Source organism: Candidatus Saccharimonadales bacterium (assembly GCA_035697325.1).
Classification (GTDB): domain Bacteria; phylum Patescibacteriota; class Saccharimonadia; order Saccharimonadales; family Saccharimonadaceae; genus JALRBM01.
Genome location: DASSDB010000005.1, coordinates 1 through 20,043, shown reverse-complemented (window position 1 = coordinate 20,043; position 20,043 = coordinate 1). Strand labels below are relative to the sequence as shown.

The 20,043-nt window shown below is 48.1% G+C and carries 21 protein-coding genes and 1 pseudogene; 7 read left to right on the top strand and 15 right to left on the bottom strand.

The window, feature by feature from the left end; all coding sequences use genetic code 11:
• Positions 1-3 precede the first annotated feature (3 nt).
• From VFH06_05690 to VFH06_05660, 7 genes are all read right to left on the bottom strand, one after another.
• The gene (locus VFH06_05690; protein ID HET6747571.1) at positions 4-1,002 is read right to left on the bottom strand and encodes a hypothetical protein; all 999 of its coding nucleotides are present in this window, start codon (positions 1,000-1,002) and stop codon (positions 4-6) included.
• Positions 980-3,457: an ATP-dependent Clp protease ATP-binding subunit gene (locus VFH06_05685; GenBank protein HET6747570.1), complete on the bottom strand. Its 2,478-nt coding sequence runs from the start codon at positions 3,455-3,457 to the stop codon at positions 980-982. The genes VFH06_05690 and VFH06_05685 overlap by 23 nt, the downstream gene beginning before the upstream one ends.
• A gap of 176 nt (positions 3,458-3,633) precedes the next feature.
• Positions 3,634-4,758, bottom strand: coding sequence for a transcription termination factor NusA (gene nusA, locus VFH06_05680; GenBank protein ID HET6747569.1), 1,125 nt, complete (start codon positions 4,756-4,758; stop codon positions 3,634-3,636).
• Positions 4,759-5,204: 446 nt separating this feature from the next.
• Positions 5,205-5,768: a DNA-3-methyladenine glycosylase gene (locus VFH06_05675; GenBank protein ID HET6747568.1), complete on the bottom strand. Its 564-nt coding sequence runs from the start codon at positions 5,766-5,768 to the stop codon at positions 5,205-5,207.
• A gap of 20 nt (positions 5,769-5,788) precedes the next feature.
• A complete protein-coding gene (gene chaB, locus VFH06_05670) occupies positions 5,789-6,016 on the bottom strand; it encodes a putative cation transport regulator ChaB (GenBank protein HET6747567.1) in 228 nt (75 codons plus the stop codon).
• A gap of 11 nt (positions 6,017-6,027) precedes the next feature.
• Positions 6,028-6,366 (bottom strand): hypothetical protein, encoded by a 339-nt coding sequence (locus tag VFH06_05665; protein ID HET6747566.1) that lies wholly within the window; start codon positions 6,364-6,366, stop codon positions 6,028-6,030.
• Positions 6,367-6,383: 17 nt separating this feature from the next.
• Positions 6,384-7,277, bottom strand: coding sequence for an SDR family oxidoreductase (locus VFH06_05660; protein ID HET6747565.1), 894 nt, complete (start codon positions 7,275-7,277; stop codon positions 6,384-6,386).
• Between the two features lie 350 nt (positions 7,278-7,627).
• Here VFH06_05660 and VFH06_05655 point away from each other — a divergent pair, with 350 nt between their 5' ends.
• Positions 7,628-8,077: a hypothetical protein gene (locus VFH06_05655; GenBank protein ID HET6747564.1), complete on the top strand. Its 450-nt coding sequence runs from the start codon at positions 7,628-7,630 to the stop codon at positions 8,075-8,077.
• Positions 8,078-8,129: 52 nt separating this feature from the next.
• Here the strand turns inward: VFH06_05655 and VFH06_05650 are convergent, their stop codons facing one another.
• From VFH06_05650 to VFH06_05640, 3 genes are read right to left on the bottom strand one after another with little or no spacing between them, the layout of a single operon-like run.
• The gene (locus tag VFH06_05650) at positions 8,130-8,675 is read right to left on the bottom strand and encodes a hypothetical protein (protein HET6747563.1); all 546 of its coding nucleotides are present in this window, start codon (positions 8,673-8,675) and stop codon (positions 8,130-8,132) included.
• Between the two features lie 54 nt (positions 8,676-8,729).
• The gene (locus VFH06_05645) at positions 8,730-9,158 is read right to left on the bottom strand and encodes a cupredoxin domain-containing protein (protein ID HET6747562.1); all 429 of its coding nucleotides are present in this window, start codon (positions 9,156-9,158) and stop codon (positions 8,730-8,732) included.
• A gap of 37 nt (positions 9,159-9,195) precedes the next feature.
• Positions 9,196-9,879: an HNH endonuclease family protein gene (locus VFH06_05640; protein ID HET6747561.1), complete on the bottom strand. Its 684-nt coding sequence runs from the start codon at positions 9,877-9,879 to the stop codon at positions 9,196-9,198.
• A 32-nt stretch (positions 9,880-9,911) separates the two neighbouring features.
• Here VFH06_05640 and VFH06_05635 point away from each other — a divergent pair, with 32 nt between their 5' ends.
• Positions 9,912-12,434 carry a M1 family metallopeptidase gene (locus VFH06_05635; GenBank protein HET6747560.1) on the top strand — a complete coding sequence of 841 codons (2,523 nt, stop codon included), beginning with the start codon at positions 9,912-9,914 and terminating at the stop codon, positions 12,432-12,434.
• Here the strand turns inward: VFH06_05635 and VFH06_05630 are convergent.
• A complete protein-coding gene (locus VFH06_05630; protein ID HET6747559.1) occupies positions 12,420-13,337 on the bottom strand; it encodes a ribonuclease HII in 918 nt (305 codons plus the stop codon). The two genes, VFH06_05635 and VFH06_05630, sit on opposite strands and share 15 nt — an antisense overlap.
• A 75-nt stretch (positions 13,338-13,412) precedes the next feature.
• Here VFH06_05630 and VFH06_05625 point away from each other — a divergent pair, with 75 nt between their 5' ends.
• Together VFH06_05625 and VFH06_05620 are read left to right on the top strand one after the other, a co-directional pair.
• Complete coding sequence (locus tag VFH06_05625) at positions 13,413-13,802, top strand: hypothetical protein (GenBank protein HET6747558.1); 390 nt, start codon at positions 13,413-13,415, stop codon at positions 13,800-13,802.
• 121 nt (positions 13,803-13,923) lie between these two features.
• A complete protein-coding gene (locus VFH06_05620; GenBank protein HET6747557.1) occupies positions 13,924-14,364 on the top strand; it encodes a hypothetical protein in 441 nt (146 codons plus the stop codon).
• A gap of 207 nt (positions 14,365-14,571) precedes the next feature.
• On the opposite strand, the pseudogene rplS reads toward VFH06_05620, so the two are convergent.
• Positions 14,572-14,907: pseudogene (gene rplS / locus VFH06_05615) on the bottom strand (50S ribosomal protein L19).
• A gap of 110 nt (positions 14,908-15,017) precedes the next feature.
• Here rplS and VFH06_05610 point away from each other — a divergent pair.
• Both VFH06_05610 and VFH06_05605 read left to right on the top strand, forming a co-directional pair.
• Complete coding sequence (locus VFH06_05610) at positions 15,018-16,151, top strand: NADP-dependent malic enzyme (GenBank protein HET6747556.1); 1,134 nt, start codon at positions 15,018-15,020, stop codon at positions 16,149-16,151.
• A 61-nt stretch (positions 16,152-16,212) separates the two neighbouring features.
• Entirely contained in the window at positions 16,213-17,157 is a 945-nt protein-coding gene (locus VFH06_05605) for a (d)CMP kinase (protein HET6747555.1), read from the top strand.
• A gap of 31 nt (positions 17,158-17,188) precedes the next feature.
• On the opposite strand, the gene VFH06_05600 is transcribed toward VFH06_05605, so the two are convergent.
• Positions 17,189-17,533 carry a hypothetical protein gene (locus tag VFH06_05600; GenBank protein ID HET6747554.1) on the bottom strand — a complete coding sequence of 115 codons (345 nt, stop codon included), beginning with the start codon at positions 17,531-17,533 and terminating at the stop codon, positions 17,189-17,191.
• Positions 17,534-17,623: 90 nt separating this feature from the next.
• Positions 17,624-19,246 carry a GspE/PulE family protein gene (locus VFH06_05595; GenBank protein ID HET6747553.1) on the bottom strand — a complete coding sequence of 541 codons (1,623 nt, stop codon included), beginning with the start codon at positions 19,244-19,246 and terminating at the stop codon, positions 17,624-17,626.
• A 53-nt stretch (positions 19,247-19,299) separates the two neighbouring features.
• On the opposite strand from VFH06_05595, the gene VFH06_05590 reads away from it, so the two are divergent.
• Complete coding sequence (locus VFH06_05590) at positions 19,300-19,788, top strand: TrmH family RNA methyltransferase (protein HET6747552.1); 489 nt, start codon at positions 19,300-19,302, stop codon at positions 19,786-19,788.
• On the opposite strand, the gene VFH06_05585 is transcribed toward VFH06_05590, so the two are convergent.
• Positions 19,785-20,043 (bottom strand): CHAP domain-containing protein (locus VFH06_05585; protein HET6747551.1); only part of this gene is annotated, 259 nt, incomplete at its 5' end. The two genes, VFH06_05590 and VFH06_05585, sit on opposite strands and share 4 nt — an antisense overlap.

Below are 20,043 nucleotides of genomic sequence, written 5' to 3'. Positions count from 1 at the left end.
TCATTATAAACTAGGAGCCGGCGCTAAACTACTATCTATACTCTTATTAAGAGCGTCTGATTCACTTGCAACAGCCGCAAGTTCGTCACGTAGTTCATTGTAGTGCTGAATCGAATCATTTATTGATTGGCGGGTCGCCTCAAGCCGATTTGCTCTCGCCACTAGACCATTCCGCGCCGCCTGGAACTCTCCGTCAGAAGAAAATCCACCGTTATTCGCTTTATTATTAAAGTTTACAATATCCCTATTGAGCTGGGCCACATCGGCATTATATTGCGATGATTGTTGCTCAATCGCAGTACCAAGTGCCGTCAGCTGACTACTTATCGACTCGCCGCGCTTTTGGAGATCGCCAAAGACCGCCGCGTACTTTTCGTGTAACACCACGACTTTATTTCTATCACTAAAATATCTCTTATAGTAGGCTTCGAGCTCATTACCGATTGAGCCCACTTCGGTGCCAATAATTGAGTGGAGTTCATTATCACGCTCGCCGGGCTCCGTTCTGTCGTAGAATGCCATTCTTTCGGCAAAATCCTTGTTATCTTTTAACTTTTCATACTCGGAGGTGAGTAATTTATTAATTGTATTCTTATCTCCATCACTCAGCCGAGCATAGGCAGCATGAAGCATTTCGTGGGCTGCGGTTACTTCGCGAATGCCATCGAGCCGCGCATCGGTAACGTTATAGATATAAATATCTTGCCCGTTATAACACCCTAAGATAGCCGTGCTACTCTCCTTGCGGCCACATTTTTGATTAAAGGAAGAGGCGTCCTCTATGGATGGATGAGCCGCGTAGAAAACGAATGTACCGTTTTCGTTTAGACCGGATCGGGTAGCAATTGCGACGATGTCATTTGATGGCCTATATTGCCAAACACTGATCTGATCGATTATATGCTGTCGATTCAATACGAGAAAAAGAGCGATCCCAAGAGAAACAAGCAAGACAAAAACACTCGCAATGCTTCCTCTACTACGCTTCTTCGTGTTGAACATCTACAGTTATTTCGCCTTTTCGCGCCGCAACATTAAGGACTGTCCCCTTCTCGTATTCTCCAGATAAAATACCGTCGGCAATCTTATGTTCTAACTTATCTTGAACGACACGGCGGAGTGGACGTGCGCCAAACTTTTCGCTGTATCCTTCTTTTATCATAAATTTTTTCGCAGAAGATGCAATGACAAGATGAATTCCCTTATGAATCAAGCGGTCACCTAATTCCGTCATAAGGTTATCAAATATCCTACCCACTTCTGTCCGCGTAAGAGCACGGAATGTTACAATGGCGTCAAACCGATTGATGAGCTCGGGGCGCATCATTTTTGAGAGCGCCGCTTCGGCTGCTGCCGCGTTTTCTTCATGCACAGTATCTAGTTGTTTTTTATCCGCTTTATTGACAGCTCTAAATCCAAGGCTTGATTCTTTCATCATGCGATCAGCACCGAGGTTACTTGTAAGAATCACTATCGTGTTGCTAAAATCGACACTTCGCCCCTTAGCATCAGTAATTTTGCCATCTTCAAGTAATTGCAAGAGAAGTTGAAAAACTTCGGGGTGCGCTTTTTCAATTTCATCGAACACCACGACGCTATATGGCTGGCGGCGAATTTTATCGGTCAGCTGACCACCATCTTCATATCCGACATACCCCGCTGGCGCGCCAAGCAAACGACTGGTGTTGTGGCGTTCGCCAAACTCACTCATATCAATCTTAATCAGAGCGTCGTCACTACCAAAAACTTCTCTGGCCAATACTTTCGCCAGCTCTGTCTTACCGACACCCGTTGGACCCATGAATACGAATGAACCAATAGGCCGCTTGTTGCTGGCGACACCGCTTCTACTGCGACGGATGGCCCGCGAAACCTTTTCGACCGCTTCTTTTTGACCGACAACGAACTTTCCAAGGTGCTTTTCAAGATTACGCAGCAGTGATGCTTCAGATTTCTGTACACGCTTCACCGGAATTCCCGTCATTGTTGCGACGGCATGCGCGACGTCTTCATCCGTAAGCGTAATGGGCGTTTTCTTTTCGTAGTCCGCTTTCATTTCATCGAGCTTAGACGTAAGTTGGCTGATTCGCGTTTTATAGAGTGCTGCGCGTTCGTAATCCTCACCAGCAACCGCTTCTTCCATCTTATCGTTAAGATTTTTGAGCTGCTTCGTAAAGTCGCGCAATTTGCTTGGCTTACGGCCAGCTTTAACGCGAACTAACGCGGCGGCTTCATCGATAACATCGATGGCCTTGTCGGGCATAAATCGTTCACTCACATACCTGTCTGCCATATACACGGCGTCCTCAAGCACTTCATCACTCATTGTCACAGCATGGTACTTTTCATAGTAACTACGGAGGCCTTTTACAATGGCAATCGTGTCTTTGAGACTTGGCTCGGGCACAATGATCGCCTGGAAACGGCGCTCCAACGCGCTGTCCTTTTCGATGTGTTTACGATATTCATCGAGTGTAGTCGCGCCAATGAGATGCATTTCTCCACGAGCGAGCGCAGGCTTTAGCATATTGGCAGCGTCAAGTGCGCCCTCGGCTGCACCCGCGCCCACTAAAAGATGAAGCTCATCAATAAAGACGATTGTATTTTTATGACGACGCAGTTCATCAACTACTTTCTTTAGTCGCTCTTCAAACTCGCCACGGTATTTCGTGCCGGCAATCATAGCCGCAAGGTCAAGTTGGATAATCCGTTTTTCAAGAAGATGGTCAGGCACGTCCTCACGAGCAATTCGTTGCGCTAGACCTTCGACGATAGCTGTTTTACCAACCCCCGGCTCACCAATAAGCACTGGGTTATTCTTGGTGCGACGGCTCAAAATTGTTATCATGCGCTCTACCTGCTGCTCGCGGCCAATGACTGGATCAAGATCACCCTGCTTTGCCCTGGCGGTAAGATCGGTACCAAAAGTTTCAAGCGCGCCTGGCCTTCCAGCCCGTTTATTTGTCTTCGTTTCGTCCGTACCTGCGGCTTGAAAAGCCTCATTTTGACGATCGAAGTAGCCCTCTAGCTCACCAGTCACTTCACTGATGTCGATATTCATATCCCGAAGCAACACTGTCGCACGCGCATTTTTTTGTGTAAGAATACTGTAGAGAATATGCTCTGTGCCAAGATAATCCTGATGAAATTCCTGGGCAATTTCCCAGCTCATTCTTAAGGCCAATTTGGCTGTTTCCGACAGCCCTTTAGCACCAGTACTTACCACAAGATTACGTGGTGTAAGATTAAGGGCGAGCTCGGCACGGTCGAGCGTTACACCTACATCAGCAAGCACCTTGGCCCCCACCGAGGAGCCTTGCGCCAAAACACCCAACAATAAATGCTCCGTGCCTATATATGCACTCGCCTGACCACGCGCTATAGCATCAGCGTGCTGTAGGCTGGTACGGGCATTATCGGTGAGATGAGCAACAAAATCAGCGAAATCGTCTGACATAATTCTATTATCAATCCTCCATACATACAGCGCAAGCGTCTAAGAGCGACTTACGTCTGCTGCTATATCTAGTATACCGACTATTTAGCACTCGAGTCAATAGAGTGCTAACACGAATTTGAAAGAGAAAAAAAGGACTTTCGTGCGAAAGTCCCGTTTTCTGTCGTTAATTGTTCTTACTCTCCAGCAGACTCTTCAACAGCACTCAAAAGACTGTCTTCGATATTCTTGCGAGGCTTAGGCTCGGCTGACTTCACGGGAGCAGCGGTTTCGATATCGATCTCGTAACCGGTAAGTCGTGCGGCAAGCCGGACGTTCTGCCCACCACGCCCAATTGCAACGGATTGCTGATCTTCGGACACGAATACCTTGGCACGCTTAGCTTCCTCATCAATTTCAACTCGCGAAACTTCGGCCGGGCTCAGTGCATTACGAATAAACTGCTCAGCGTTTTCATCAAAAGTAACAATATCAATTTTTTCTTGGTCGCCGATCTCGTTCATAACCGCCTGGACACGAGTACCATGCCCCCCAACGAACGTACCGACAGGATCAACACCAGGTACGGTGCTCTTTACTGCTAGTTTTGTGCGACGACCGGCTTCACGAGCGATGGCGACAATCTCGACAGCTCCCGTCTCCATCTCAGGCACTTCTTGGCGGAAAAGGTATTCAACAAAGGCTTCGTTAGCACGACTAAGGATAAGTTGTGGGCCGCGGTTATCGCGCTCAATATTCTTAATAAATACCTTAAGACGCGAGCCAATGCTATAAAACTCACCAGGAATTTGCTCGCTTTGAGGAATAATGCCAATAGCCTTACCAAGTTCAACTCTAATAAGTCGTGGCTCGACTCGCTGTACGGTACCTGTAACAACCGTGCCAACTTTATCTTCGTATTCTGTCAGTACAACCTCTCGTTCCGCTTCACGAAGTCGTTGCAATACTACCTGTTTCGCAGTTTGCGCGGCCACGCGGCCAAAAGAAACCACTTCATGTTTTTCCTCGATGATGTCGCCGATTTGCGCATCGCTTTTCTCTTTTTTGGCATCCTCAAGACTGATTTCAACACTTGGACTGCCGACGATTTCAACAACTTCACGGGCAACATATACATTAGCCGTACCGTCATTTACATTCAGCTCAGCACGTACGTCTTGGTCTCGTTCACCGTTATCGCGGCGCCATGCGGCGGCGATAGCCTGCTCAATAACTGATAGCACAACATCTTCAGGGAGGTTTTTCTCTTCGGCGATGGTGCGGACAGCAAGTGTCAGTTGCTTAATATTTATATCTTCCATAGACTTCTTTCCTTTCTATCAAAAATTCCGACCTGCCGGCCGGAATGTACTACGCTCATTATATATCGACGTCCTGTGCATTGCAATGCTCTTTTTTACAGCCTAGCCGCTGCTTTCCCGGAAGTACAGGAAAACAGCGGCTAAGCCGCACGTCACGTGATGATTCAGCCGACGTGGGGTCGGTGTGCTGCCGTCACACTGACACGCGCTTCACGGGCACACCGAACCGACAGCAGCAGGTCCTCGGTTGTGCTCACGCTGGAACCACTCATGGTGGCATCCGAAGGGCTGCCGACAGGGGTGCTGACGGTCTGAATCGTCCGGCTCTCGGGGGTGGAGTGCAGCGACATAGCGGTACTTCTCCTCAGGGGGTCGGGATCGCTTTGTTGCGATCACACGAATAGTGCTGAAAAAAATAATACACCCGTTAAAATTGAGTGTCAATGCTATTTTGAAACGTAATTATTACCTCTAATATAGAACCGCCACGGCATATCTATTGCTTTTTTGATCCCAATACGTGGAGTGGTAATAATATCTGACTCTGCGAGGGGCTTCATGAGGTGTAATTTGAGTGGTGACTTTAGAAGATTATGGCCATTCAACCGTTTATCAATCGCGAGCGCCTGGCAAAGTTTAGCAGGGCCGTTGGTTACATCAAAACGCGTCCTCCCTTCACGACGAAGAATATCTTCTCCCTGTAAAGGTTCGACGGCACGAATAAGCACTGCTGCGCCCTCGCCCTCTTCACCCGTTACAATGTTGCAACAATAATGCATTCCATACGTAAAATACACATAAAGAAATCCGGCGGGGCCGAACATAACATCGGTTCGAGGAGTTTTGCCCTTATAGCTATGGCTGGCAGCGTCCGACTGATGATACGCCTCTGTTTCGACAATCATCACTTTCACGACACCATCATCAAAGGTGCGCTCCAACACGCACCCAAGCAGACGCCTCGCAACATCATCAGCGGGGCCTTCAAGGTCTGGCCAAGCGGTACTCATATATCTACTATACTAAGGACTTATTTCTCGTGCCACTTTTCATCGGAGCCTTTTTTGTACTTTTTCTTAACAGCTTCCCAGGCTACCCTATGGGCAGTCTCTTCATGGCCCGAATCACCCCGTCTTTTATCAGAGTCTTTGTACTCTTCGTATGCACTGTTAAATGCTTCTTTGTAAATCTCCTGCGCGTGGTCAGGCAAAACATTACGAACATTATCGGGAAGCTCGCTTTTACTGTTATATGGCATATACATTCCTCCTATAAAATTGACATCGATCCGCCACCGCCAAGGAGACTGCCCTTTTCCCTATCGATGGCATCGATGCGTTGCTGTAGCTGCAATCGTTCTTCATCAAGTCTGCGCGCTTGATCTTCTTTTTGTTTAGCTTGATTTTCGAGATCGACGGCTTTATCTTCTAGCTCTCTGATTTCTTTATTGAGGCGATCCGCCTGATCCTGTTCAACCTGCGCTCTGGTGTAATCATTGTTCTGACTATACTGAACGGCATGGTTGGCGTAGCCAGTCGCTTGTTGACGTCGGCTGCCAGCCTCATTACGAAGCTTTTCGGCTTGTTGACGTAGCGTCGTTGCATCCATACTATTCTCCTATCTGCTTACGGTAAATGATTCCCTCCGGTAACCCCTATTACCTCGCCGGTGATATAGCTTGATTCTTGCGAAGCCAGAAAAACAAAGGTCGGTGCCACCTCCGCAGGTTGACCTGCTCGGCCAAGTGGCGTATTTTTGCCAAACTTTGTGAGCTTCTCCATCGGCTGACCATAACTCGGCTGTAAAGGTGTCCATATAGGGCCTGGAGCAACCGCGTTCACTCGAATGCCTTTTGGTGCCAGTTGCTTGCCTAGCCCGTGAGTAAAAGCAACGAGTGCTGCTTTTGTCGCAGCATAATCCAAAAGTCCCGGCGAGGGTTGATACGCTTGAATAGACGTCGTATTAATAATGACGGCACCTGGCTCCATATGGCTTATTGCCGCCTTTGAGAGCCAAAACGACGCAAACACATTTGTTGCAAACGTTTTTTCTAGTTGATCAGATGATAAATCATGTATCGATTCGACATATACTTGCTTGGCTGCGTTATTCACCAAAATATCAATGCCATCAAGAGCATCGACCGCTTTTTCTACGAGCTGATTACAAAATGCCTCATCACTAATATCACCAGGGAGTTGGATAACCTTCACTCCTGCCTCTTCACAGATACGTGCTGTCTCGCTTGCATCTTCTTCTTCCACAGGAAGATAATTAAGCGCGATATCAGCACCTTCCCGTGCGTAGGCGATGGCTACAGCCCTTCCAATACCAGAATCGGCACCAGTGATAAGTGCTTTTCTGCCCCTTAACCTTTCGTTGCCGATGTATGTCTTCTCACCGTGATCCGCGTGAGGCTTGAGATGCTTATCGAGGCCGGGCTCCTCTTGTCGCTGCTCTGGAATATCCATGGCGGGATACTGCTGAGTAGGATCTTGCTTCGCATACTGATTTTTCATAGATTTCCTTGTCACACATTGGTGCGATAATTTTTATAAGTGTTAAAAATTCCTCATAAGAAGAGGCGGCTTCACTAAGGAAAGCCGCCTCATATTTTGATTACTGACCCATAAGGTGCTGCCAGGTTACCGCTACTGCGAGTGATATCCCGATCATGACTTCGAATGCTCCCATAATGCCCTCCTTTAAAAGCTAAAGTTGCCGTTAGGGTGGTGCGCGCCACAATTACTATTATACCAAGTCCAATCCGACAAAGCGAAGAGTACAAATAATTACAACGAAATCCAGCACCCTACCTCTGTAAGCTTTGCATAAAAAACGCAAAAGTTATATAATATACTAGTTCAGCATGAACGACGATCATCGTGAGGCAACGCACATGGAAACACTCTGGTCGGCACTCGAGGGACACAGGATGACGAAACGTGAAACCTTTCGGCTCCGCGGCGAACGAACAATCGCAGGAGAACAAAGCCTGACCGTCGAACACCGCCGCGACAACCCCAAGTATGTCGTAACCTACCGCACTTACTCATCCCACCACGATGAGGACGGAAGGCACCGCGTCATCCTGACTTGGTGGATTGTCTCTGTTTTTAGCGAGAAGTTGGCATTTGTTACAGAGCTCACCACCTACGACAACGATGCACCTCCTGAAATCAACTACCCGCAAGCCCTGCGCCTCAAGGTGGCGGATCGAGTTGGTGAGTGGCTTCTCCCCGAGCATACTCACCGTGCAAGTGAGGCCGAGCTGCGAACCGTCTGGATAGACATCAAAACACGAGAACGCGTTTCGTGAAGAACACTGCCCCTATGTTGGGGCTCGCTGGCCGAGAACGGCCTTTTTCTTGTTACCAATCTTCTCTAAGATCAACTATTTCAGGATGTTTTTTGAAGTAGTAGTCGCGAAGCATGATCGCTCCAGCTCTGAGAATCTGATTCAAATCTTTACCATGATCAAATGCGTATTTCTCTACTCGCTTAAATGGCTCGTAACCCGCAAGATTATCCATTAGTGCACGCGCTTTCTCCTGGGTATCATACTGCGAAGATGGCTCCATCTCTTCTAACATTTCTACGAGATCATCTTTCACATCGTCAAACACTTCCTTAAGACCACTTTCGTTAACCAGTTTTTCGCCAAAGTCAGTCAGAGATAGCGGGCTTTGGTCTTTATAAATGCTCCTATCAATAAACTTTTGCGCCTGCGTTTTAAATTCAAGTAACTTATCAACGTCCGTACGAAGCGTTTCTTTTTTGTCCGCCAGCTTTTCGAAGTCGCGCTCCATCCGGTCAACTTTGTTTTTATATTGACCGACCGTAAATAATGCCGTACCCATACCTACAAGCGCAGAGATGATGATGTTGACTATAAGAACAACGTAATTAGAATCCATAGCTTTAGTATACGACACCTGTAAATATTATGCGTATGATGTGAGGGTTACTACCTATTCTGTAACCGTGATCGATCCCGTGTCTTCCGACTTCAGGTGATTGTGATATCCCCATGTCCCGACGGTTTTTAGCTCAAGCTCTTCGTCGGCGCCGGCCGCAATTGTCCCTAAGTTAAATTCAGGGTGAAGTGTGTGAGTCGGATGGTCGTCCGATGAGAATTGCAGAGGAACAGACGATTGATTAGTAATATGGATCTTCGTTCCTACTTTAGCCGTTATGGACTTTGGCGAGAAGCCACTATCGGTGTAATGGAGTTCAGTAGTTGCAACAGGTGACTCACTTGGCGAGCTATCCGTGTGGTCACGATTGTCCGGATTGGTACTTTGTGGTGCGGATGCGTTAGGCCGAGTTGCCATGTACGCCCAAGCACCAGCGCCTAATACAAATACTACAACGAGCGCAACAATTATCTTTTTATTCATATCCCCTCCCTCTTATGTATTACGTACAGTATAGCATCTAAATCGGCATTTTTTGGCCTGGACAATCCGCCAGCACCCGTGCCATTGCCTCCTTTTCTGCCGAAGTAATCCACAGCGCATACTTTGATTTCACCGCGATTTGGCGCGCAACATACTGGCACCTAAAGGCCTTGTTTTTAGGTAACCATGTTGCGGCATCGCCATCACCTTTTTGCTGATTTGCAGAGCCATCAACGGCCAGAAGTTCAAGCGGATCATTGGCAAGCGCTATCCGCTGCGAAGAAGAGAGTTGCTGCGCACCTTTTTGCCACGCGTCACTCAGTGCAACCACATGATCGATTTGAATATCCGCGCTTGTACTAGCCCCTCTGGTAAACAAAATCGTCTTCCCTGTATATGGATCGTTCAATGTTCCGCTCACTACCTGGCATTTTTCGTTTGTTATCGGGTTTTGCAAGTCACGATGCAAAATAGTATTTCGTGTATCGCATCCGCCAGTATCGCTCCAGCCATCACCGAATTGCGATCGCTCATAGCCGGTTTTTGGTGCACGCCCCTTCACCGCAAGCGTATTCAATGCCGTTATAGCTTCTCCACCTTCACTCACCTGACTGGCAGGCGGAATGGATTTTTGAAATTCGGGATATACCGCAATTCCCACAACTATTGCGATAAGAATAATAAGCGCAGCAAAGCTGCGACGAAGCTTAAACGATATCATGCAATCTATTATACCTCTGATACAATAGAAACATGCAGAATGTAGCCCGTCTTATAGAACACTTCATACCAACTCAATACGACCTTTTCCTAAATCTCGACCGGGCTCACCGCTCGTTCGACGGAACAGTGACGATACACGGCACAAGCCCTGAACTTGCCACCAAAATAATGGTCCACGCTAAAGGTTTGGATATTAGCTCCGTAACGTTCGACGGCAAAGCCGCAGATTTTTCACTTGGCAATACTGATGAGCTGACAATTACCCACGACGACATAAAAAGTGGGGATCACGTCGTCGTGCTCACTTTTAGCGGTAAGATCGACGATGCCATGCACGGACTATATCCTTGTTACTACGAACACGACGGAGTTAAAAAAGAGTTGCTCGCTACTCAATTTGAGAGTCACCACGCGCGCGAGGTCTTTCCTTGTATTGATGAACCTGAAGCAAAAGCAATATTCAACGTCACGCTCGCAACCGAGCAAGGTGTTACTGTACTCGGAAACATGCCCGTGAAAACACAGCGAGAGGAAGATGATAAGCTTGTGACGCAATTTGAGACCACACCTCGCATGAGCACGTACCTGCTTGCATGGGTTACGGGAGAATTGCAGCGAAAAACCGCGGAGACGAAAGACGGAGTAGAAGTTAACATTTGGGCCACGCCCGCTCAACACCCCGACAGTCTCGACTTTGCCCTCCAGGTTGCCACTCGCACAATCGACTTCTTCAATGACTACTTTGGCATTCCATACCCTCTTCCAAAGTCGGATCATGTTGCATTGCCGGATTTTAGTGCCGGTGCCATGGAAAACTGGGGGCTTATTACGTACCGTGAGCTCGCCCTACTTGCCGACCCAAAAACTGCCGGCATTTCCAACAAACAATACGTTGCGCTAGTTGTTGCTCACGAACTTTCTCACCAGTGGTTCGGCAATCTTGTCACGATGAAGTGGTGGAACAACCTATGGCTTAACGAGAGTTTTGCCACGCTCATGGAGTATATTGCTGTGGATGCACTATACCCAGAATGGAATATGTGGCTTGAATTCTCAACCTCAGAGAGTATCCTCGCCCTCCGACGCGATAGTATTGATGGTGTTCAACCTGTTCAAACCGATGTTCATCACCCCGATGAAATCAATACGCTCTTTGACGGCGCGATCGTATATGCCAAAGGTGCTCGACTTCTGCGCATGCTCCAACAGTATATAGGTAAAGAGGATTTCCGAACCGGGCTACAACACTACTTCAAGATGCATGCCTATACTAATACTGAGGAAACTGATCTTTGGACAGCACTAAGCAGTGCCAGCGGAAAAGATATTGCACGCTTTATGCACGCGTGGATCTCCCAGCCTGGTTATCCTGTCGTTTCTATAACAAAAACCCAAGATACTCTTCGTTTAAGCCAGCAGCAGTTTTTCATTGGCCCGCACGAAGCTTCCAATCGAGCATGGCCTATTCCGCTCAATGCTTCTTTAGCAAACATTCCTTCTCTGCTTGATACAAAAAATGCAGACTTTCCCCCTCAAAACGAAACCTTCCGTCTTAATGTCGGAGATAGCGCTCACTTCATCACCCAGTATGACAAGGCCACGCTTGAATCGCTTATTGAAGCTGTTCAAAAGCAAGCCCTTCCGCCCCTTGATCGACTCCAGCTCCTTCATGAACAAACACTGCTTGCGCGGAGCGGACTTATTTCTAGTGCCAGTTTGATTCCTCTTGTGCAAGCGTACAAAAACGAAACGGAAGAATCCGTATGGAACATCATTGCTCTTGCGGCCGGCGAACTACGAAAATTCGTAGAAACGGATGAAACTAGCGAAGAGAAGCTGCGCAAACTATACCGAGAGCTAGCACGAGCCCAATACAAGCGTCTCGGTTGGGAAAAACAAACCGGAGAAACCGAAGCACACACTAAGCTTCGTGCCACGGTTATTAGCATGATGCTTTACGGCAAAGATCCTGAAGCGATCAAACATGCGCTTTCCCTGTTCGCCTCCTCGCCTCTCGAGTCACTTGACTCCGAGCTCCGTACGCTCGTGATATCTACCGCTATTCGTGAAGGTGATGACCCTCACCTTCTCGATTCACTTCTCCACACTTACGCGACAACTGTTTCTCCCGACCTTCGCGAAGATATCGGCAGCGCCATTACGTCAGCACGCCGCCCTGAGTATATCGAGAAAATCCTCACTAGCCTCAAAGACGAAACGATCGTTCGGCCTCAAGATGCAACTCATTGGTTCGTCTGGACCATCCGTAATCGCTATGGTCGCGCTCAGGCATGGCAGTGGCTTCAGAGAAACTGGCCATGGATAAAGGAGACTTTTGGCACCGATAAAAGCTACGATGCTTTCCCTCGTTACAGCGCGAGCGCGCTTACTAACCGCAGTCAATTAGCTGAATACAGGAGCTTTTTTACGCCACTTGCCTCCGAACCCGCGTTGACACGAGTTATCGCTTTAGGTATTAGTGAGCTGGAGGGCAAGGTTGAACTGATTGAGCGTGACACGTCAGCCGTAAAGAATGCATTAGACCAACTCTAAATATGAAAGAAGCTTCGGAGGTCGCCCTCCGACATTCGCGGCAGCCAAGCGAAGCTCATGACCGCCCGAAACATTCTTTGCGATGTAAAATTCTGCCGCAAATGCCATTTGTTGAAGTTTTTTCGGTGTAATCGCCGCAAACCCACCGCCCTGATCGTCTGTTTTACGGTATTTCACTTCTGTGAAATAAAGCGTCTGCCCTTGCCTCGATATAATATCGATTTCACAGTATTTCGTACGCCAATTGCGTGCAACTATTTCGTGACCTTTAGTTTCAAGGTGCGCCGCAACAAGCTGCTCAGCCATGTCACCTACTTGTTTTGTTGTTTGCAACTCAAATCCGCCCTCTTTTTTTAGAGGAGCGAACGAATGTCGATGAATTGGCAGAGAGCCTTTCGTTGCGATTGCCTCTCTATGCGCCGCTGTTCCGTATCCAACATGACTCCCAAAACCATAGCCAGGGAAAATCGTACCAATATGGGCCATATAGTTATCGCGTGCTACCTTGGCCACGATCGAGGCGGCAGATACGCACGGTACGAGAAGATCGGCTTTTTTCATAAGCGTCACTCGAGGATCATCAACCAGCTTTATCGTCCCGTCAATAATAATCTCCTCGTACATATGCTGCCGAAGATGAGCAAGCGCCCGCTCCGCGCCGATTCGCAGCGCTTTTGCCAGGCCCATCTGATCAATTTGCTTAGAGCTTACCCATCCCAAACCAATTCCTTTGGCTTTTTTGCGGATTTCCTGATCAAGCAGGACTCTTTGTTTTTTGGTCAGCTTTTTACTATCCGTCAGCCCTTCAATCGGAACACCTCCCAGTAATACCGCGCCTACTACCAGTGGTCCAGCCCAAGCCCCACGCCCAACTTCATCAATCCCAACAATCATCACCTTCATGGTAGCATAATTGACGCAGAGTGAAATAATATGCTTTAGTAGAAAAGATTCAATCCCTACACGAAAGGAAGACTCGTGGACCTCCCTCTCTACGACATCGGCGGGTTGCTCGAAGAAGAGCAGATCACGATCGAAGAGACAGAATTCACAGAGCCCGCGGATGCGAAGGCCGATCTTGAGCAGCGCCTCAGGGACGGCGAAAAGTGGTCGATGTGCATCATTCAGTACGAGCATGGCATGTTGATGCTGAACGAAGACAACGAAGGGAAGATTCATGGCGTCCTCTACAGGCCGCTGATTTGTGGCCTGGATAGCCACTCCACACGGATCACCGCCGTCATCCTCGCCCTACTGTTCGACGTCGGCAGAGTCAGCCAGCTGTATGCAGGAACCCTCGCCCGCTACACTCATGTAATCGTTCACGATCTTATGAGCAAGTCGGTCTCCATCGAGCTACCGGACTGAATCCGTTAAGCGCAGAGAGAAGCGATAGTATCCTTCGCTTCTCTCTGCGCACTTCATCATTGACATAAATAATCATATATAGTTAATTAAGTCAGGTTCATTCCAAAACCGAAGGAGTATCATGGACATCATGAGGCTGACCAGCCTTGGCGAGATCCTGGTCAACCGGAAAGAAGTCGTGCTCGAAACCGTCGCCCTGACCGGCAACGGCATGCTCGACGATCTCTTCCGCCGAGGCGAACAGCAAGACTGGCCGTGGCGCTGCGCCATCCTCGTTGGCAGCACGCGCGGAGAAGAAGTGATCAGTGGCTTGATCATCCTGGAGCCTCGGCTTGAGGAGGGTCACTTCAACGGCATTTTCTACCCTCACGCCAACTGCGGAAGCGACAATGAGGCTTGCCGTTTCACCGCAGAGATGCTCGCTCTTCTCGACGTGTGGCCTAATCACGAGGCACTCACTCAGACCGTCATCTCGTTCGATGCGCTCCGCATCACCGGCCTTCACGAAGAAGACGAAGCAAAGCGGCTCATGCACGACGGTCCGACCATCGAACCGTTCTGACGTGAAGTGAACCGGCTGTGTGTGGGAGGTACCCTCCCGCGCACAGCCTCTTACTTACATTCTATCGCACAGCTAAAATGGACTAAAAAAGACCCTCTTTATGGGGGTCTTTTTATGGAATAGAGCTATTTATTCTTCAGTCTTAGCTTCTTGTTTCGGAGCTTCAGGAAGTGCATTCACCGCTTCACGATCAAAGTTTTTTGCCATCAAGCGAGCACTCTTACCGCTTCGATTACGAAGGAAAGAAAGGAAATTGCGACGAACCTTTGAACGACGAGTAATTTCAACTTTTTCAACAAGTGGGCTATGAAGCAAGAAACTCTTCTCTACACCGACACCACTTGCTACCTTACGTACGGTAATACGGCTTGTGTGTGATTTTTTGTTGTCAGTACGGATAACAACACCTTCAAATACCTGAACACGCTCTTTGTTACCTTCTTTAATTTTCTGGTGGACACGCACGGTATCACCACTGCGAACATCAACAACAGCATGTTTTTTCTGCTCGTCGTTTACTTTCTGAATTAATGCAAAACTCATTGTTCTCTCGCTTTACTTATTTATAGATACAATCAGCTATTAACTATAGCATAGATTGTTTCTTTTTTAAAGGGGTAACCTACAAAATCTTAGTGCGGTATACTAATAAAATGGACTATAACCAACTTGCTCTCGACCTGCACAAGAAATACAAAGGTAAAATTACAACTACCCTTCGCGATCAAAGTGAACTCTCACGCGAGCTTTTAAGTGCATACTATTCGCCCGGAGTCGGTGCTGTCAGTAAGGCTATCGCCGAAGATCCCGCTAAATTGCCCGAATACACCTGGACGAATAACCTCGTTGCCGTTATTTCAGATGGTTCGGCTGTTTTAGGTTTGGGCAATATCGGACCTAAAGGTGCGATGCCCGTTATGGAAGGTAAAGCGCTTCTCTTTAAGCATTTTGCCGGTATCGATAGTATTCCTATCGTACTCGATGTCCACTCGCCCGACGAAATCGTTGCTACGGTGACCGCCATGGCTCCTAGTTTTGGCGCCATTAACCTTGAAGACATTGCCGCGCCGCAATGTTTTGAAATAGAAGAGCGGTTGAAGAAAACTCTCGATATCCCTGTATTTCACGACGACCAGCATGGTACGGCGATCGTGACGCTTGCGGGGCTTATCAACGCCATGAAAGTAGTCGGAAAGCAATTGAAAGATACTAAGATTGTCGTCATTGGCGCGGGTGCTGCCGGAACAGCAATCATTAAGCTTCTCCATCGCTACGCACAACCACATATGGTAGCCGTAGATAGCAAGGGCATCATAAGTACCGATCGAAGCGACTTAAACCAGGAAAAACAGGCTTTATTAGAGTATGTCGATGGATCCATAGCAGGCAATCTTGAAGACGCACTTACCGACGCCGACATTTTCATTGGCGTCAGCCAGCCAGGCCTCCTTACTCCTGAATTTATTAAAAAAATGGCAGAAAAGCCTGTCGTGTTCGCGCTAGCTAACCCTATACCAGAAATAATGCCGGATATCGCCAAGGACGCTGGCGTAGCTGTTATTGCTACCGGACGAAGTGATTTTCCAAACCAAGTTAACAACGCTGTTGCGTTTCCCGGTATCTTTCGGGGAGCGCTCGACAATGGCGTTACTCGGATCACCGATGACCACAAGCTTGCCGCAGCAGAGGCTATTGCAAGTCTCGTAGACAATCCTGACGCAGACACAGTCATACCTTCGGTCTTTGACGATCGTATCGTTCCCACCATCGCACGAGTTATTAAATAGCTATTAACTGTGACGTCTCTCACTTGGTAACGAGTTTACTTTGTGTTAAGGTGGAAAAAATATGAGAGCCAAGAGTACAGAACTACTCGTTATTGAGTACGGTGGCACAGCACGAAGTGGAAAAGGCACGATTGTTAATCATTTCGGCGAAACACGAGCCAACGTTGCAACCGATGAAACAGGGTCGGATTACCGAGCTCTTACTAAATCTCTCCTCATAGACGGCCTCATTGAGCGCGGTATGCCGACTCAAACTATAACAAAACAGCTCGCCCGAGTTTCGCTCAATTGTCTATCGGATCGTGTCGCAAGCCGTCAAAGCCTCGTTGATTCACTCGGCCTCAGCTCGTTATACGATAATGATGTCAACGAAACTGTATCTGTCGTTTCCCCCATCGAGGCTGTCCGTAAAGCCGTGAAAGCAGGCTTTAAGCAACGAGTTGAGATGGTACGTGATACTGGTGATCATGATGTACTCGTGGTAGATGGCCGAAACCTCGCTCCTGTTATTGAAAGTATCGAAGGCACAAAGCTCCTTATGCGCACCTTCGTAAGTTGCACCCCTGAGGAAGCGGCGCGCCGTGAATGTGCCCGCCAGGGTATTAACCCTAATAGCCCTGAGGCCCAAGCAATTGCCGAAAGTATACGAAGTCGTAATGAGAATGACGCCAATCGGGCCACCGACCCCGTTCGACCTGATGATGACGCTATTGATTACTGGCTCGATCCTCTGCTATTCGCAGATACCGTACAGGATTTTGCAGATTCGCATTACGATGGCAACTACGACCGCGCCATGACCGAATTACTCCTCAACCGCCGCACAAGCCTTCACCCTGTAACCAGGTTGGGTGCAGGTGCGCTCGCAGCTACCTGTGGACGTCAAATCAGCTTCGACACCAGCCATTTCAGGGCCTACGACAAACCAAAAGAAACGATGATACTCGCCGCAGACCAAATGTACGAAGAAGCCTTAAAGGCTGTCCGTGTTACATCTAGAGTATGACAAACCCCACGCTTTGCCGTGGGGTTTGTTGTCATGATTCCTGCTGGCGACGCAAATTGGCCAAGACGGTTTTGAGTATTGCAGGAGTAAACGAGCGGGCACGCTGGTAATTGGGTCCTAGCGACGATATCTCGAGCAACTCCTTGAAGCTCATTCCGGAAAGGTCCGGCTGATATGTCGCCGCCTCGTATGCCCTCTCGAAAATGGCGGAGTCAAATTCGTAGCGAGGCAGACCTTCCGCCTCACTGATACTGGCGTAGAACTCCGCCAACCTTTCAACGGCATCCGAGAGCCGGCCCACGGTCTCACGAGACTTGCTCTCCGCAGCTTTTCGTGTGGCATTTCGAACCTGAGCAATGTACTCAATTTTGTCCACTATTGCCCCCTTAGGGATCGTGATGACAACGTTCTATAGAATATGTTACTTAAATCATTCTGTCCAGATAAGATGAAAAGTATGAGTATATTAAATAACCCTATTAACTTCCTCGAGCGTCGTTTCGCCTCTTAGCGCTGCGAGCACACCTGATTGAAGAAGCGTAACCATTCCGTCCCTTTTAGCTTCTGCCTCAATAGCCTCTACGTGAACATCGGCGACATCACCTCGAATAAACCTTTGAATGTTCTCATTTACAAGCATTTGCTCCATGATGACGATGCGGCCTTTATAGCCAAACGGCACCTCTTCACTTGGAACAGGTCGCCATAGCTTGAAGTTATCGAGATTTGGTTTTTCAACGGAATCCGGTAAGCCTTCGAGCACAGAGCGTACATATTTTTTTGTCGCTTCGTCGGGCTCGTATTCTTCTTTCGTCTCGTCATGCAACCGACGCACGAGGCGCTGGGCAATCAGCATACGAATAGCCGAGCTAAATATAGGGTTTACACCAATAAGATCAATCATACGACTAAAGGCCGCACTTGTCGTGTTAGCATGAAAACTCGAAAGCACCAAGTGCCCGGTAATTGAAGCCTGAATAGCCGTTCGGGCGGTATCTTGGTCGCGAATCTCACCAATCATCACGACATCCGGGTCAAGACGCAGTACACTTCGAAGCCCATCAGCAAAGCTTTGTCCATTTGTCGTATCGATAGGAATTTGCGAGATACCGCTAAGGCCGTACTCGATGGGATCTTCAAGTGTGATGAGCTTTCGATCTGGCGTATTAAGTGCGTTCAAAATGCTGTAAAGAGTAGTCGACTTACCTGAGCCGGTTGGGCCTACCATTAGCACCATGCCACGCGGATGGCTGATCACTTCATCGATCTCTTTACGCTGTTTATCCGGAATGCCTAAAAGATCAAGATTAAGCAGGCTTTCATCAAAGTTAAAGAGTCGCATCACCGCATCCTGGCCGTACATAGTCGGCACTATTTCAACACGAAGATTAAGAAGATGAGTTGCACCATCGCGAGTGATTTCTTTTTGCATATGTCCCGATTGCGGTTCTGTTGCCGCTGTAGAAACATTAGCCCGAGATGCTAACTCACCCATAATAATACGGTATCGGTCCTTTTCAAGCTGCGCCACTTGATGAAGTGCCCCATCCACACGCATACGGATGCGGATGTAAGTGCGCTCGTTTTCAATGTGGATATCGCTCGCGCCCATCTTATCAGCCTGGTCGAGCAAAAAATCAAAAATGCGGTCGCTGCTAACTGTCGCCAAGGTCTTGCTTACCTGCGCAAGGGTATCGCTATCTCCTTCTTTGGCAATTTGAATATCTTCATAAACAATTTCTTTAGGAGGATCATAACGATTCATGAAACCGCGAAAGCCACTCCCACTAATAAGCAAAGCCTGTACGTTTTCGCCACGCTCATTATATTCTTTTTGAATCTTGCGAATTAGCGACTCTGGAGTCTGACTTGTAACGCCAAACCGATACGGCTCCGTACCTCCACCTCTGACAAGAGGCACTAAGTGACCTTTATACATTTCTTCAACCGAAAGCATACCTTCGGTTAAAGGAAGGCTTTTATCGATATCCCGCGTATCTAAATATTGCAATCCTAAAATCGCCGCTCGTTCTTGGGTCGCTTTTTCTTCTTGCTCGCGCCGCCGCTGCTGAATTTTATCTTCGTCCATTGTGTACTATCATAGCAAAAACATGAGCAATTTGGCAGTGATATACTGGAGTAATGCCTGAAATCATTGTTCTCGCGCACAACATTCGCTCCACTCACAACGTAGGAGCAACTTTTCGGACCGCTGAAGGATTTGGTGTATCCCGTATTATTTTAAGCGGCTACACACCCTATCCCCGCATACCTAATGATACGAGGCTGCCTCACATCACAGAAAAGTTAACAACCCAGATTCACAAAACCGCGCTTGGAGCAGAACAGCTTGTTCCCTTTACCTATCAAGAGGCACCTCGGCTCAAAGAGCTCTCAGCTTCAGGTTATCGAATCGTTGGCCTAGAGCAATCTCCGCAAGCTATTATGCTTCCAAGCTATATCCCTACAGACAAGATCGTTCTTATTTTAGGCGAAGAAGTTGAAGGTATTCCAGGCGAGCTTATAGATATGTGTGACGATCTGATAGAGATACCTATGCATGGCAAAAAAGAGTCATACAATGTCAGCGTGGCAACCGGAATCGCTCTCTATGCGCTGACGACGAATTAGTTATTAAGAAAGTGAACAAAATTAACGCCGGAAGAATGGATATCCATAGTGCTATATTCGCCCGTACCACCAAAGTTATACTGGCTTACTCGCACCCAACCACCCCCCAGGATAGCGTCGACGATCATCGCATGACCAAGAGGAGCGAAGCCTGATCGAGGCAATATGGCAACCGCACCAACTTCAGGGTTTTGATCAGTTGTCGCACCCATACGCGTGGCTGTTGATGGCCACTGGTACGCATGACCCGCACCG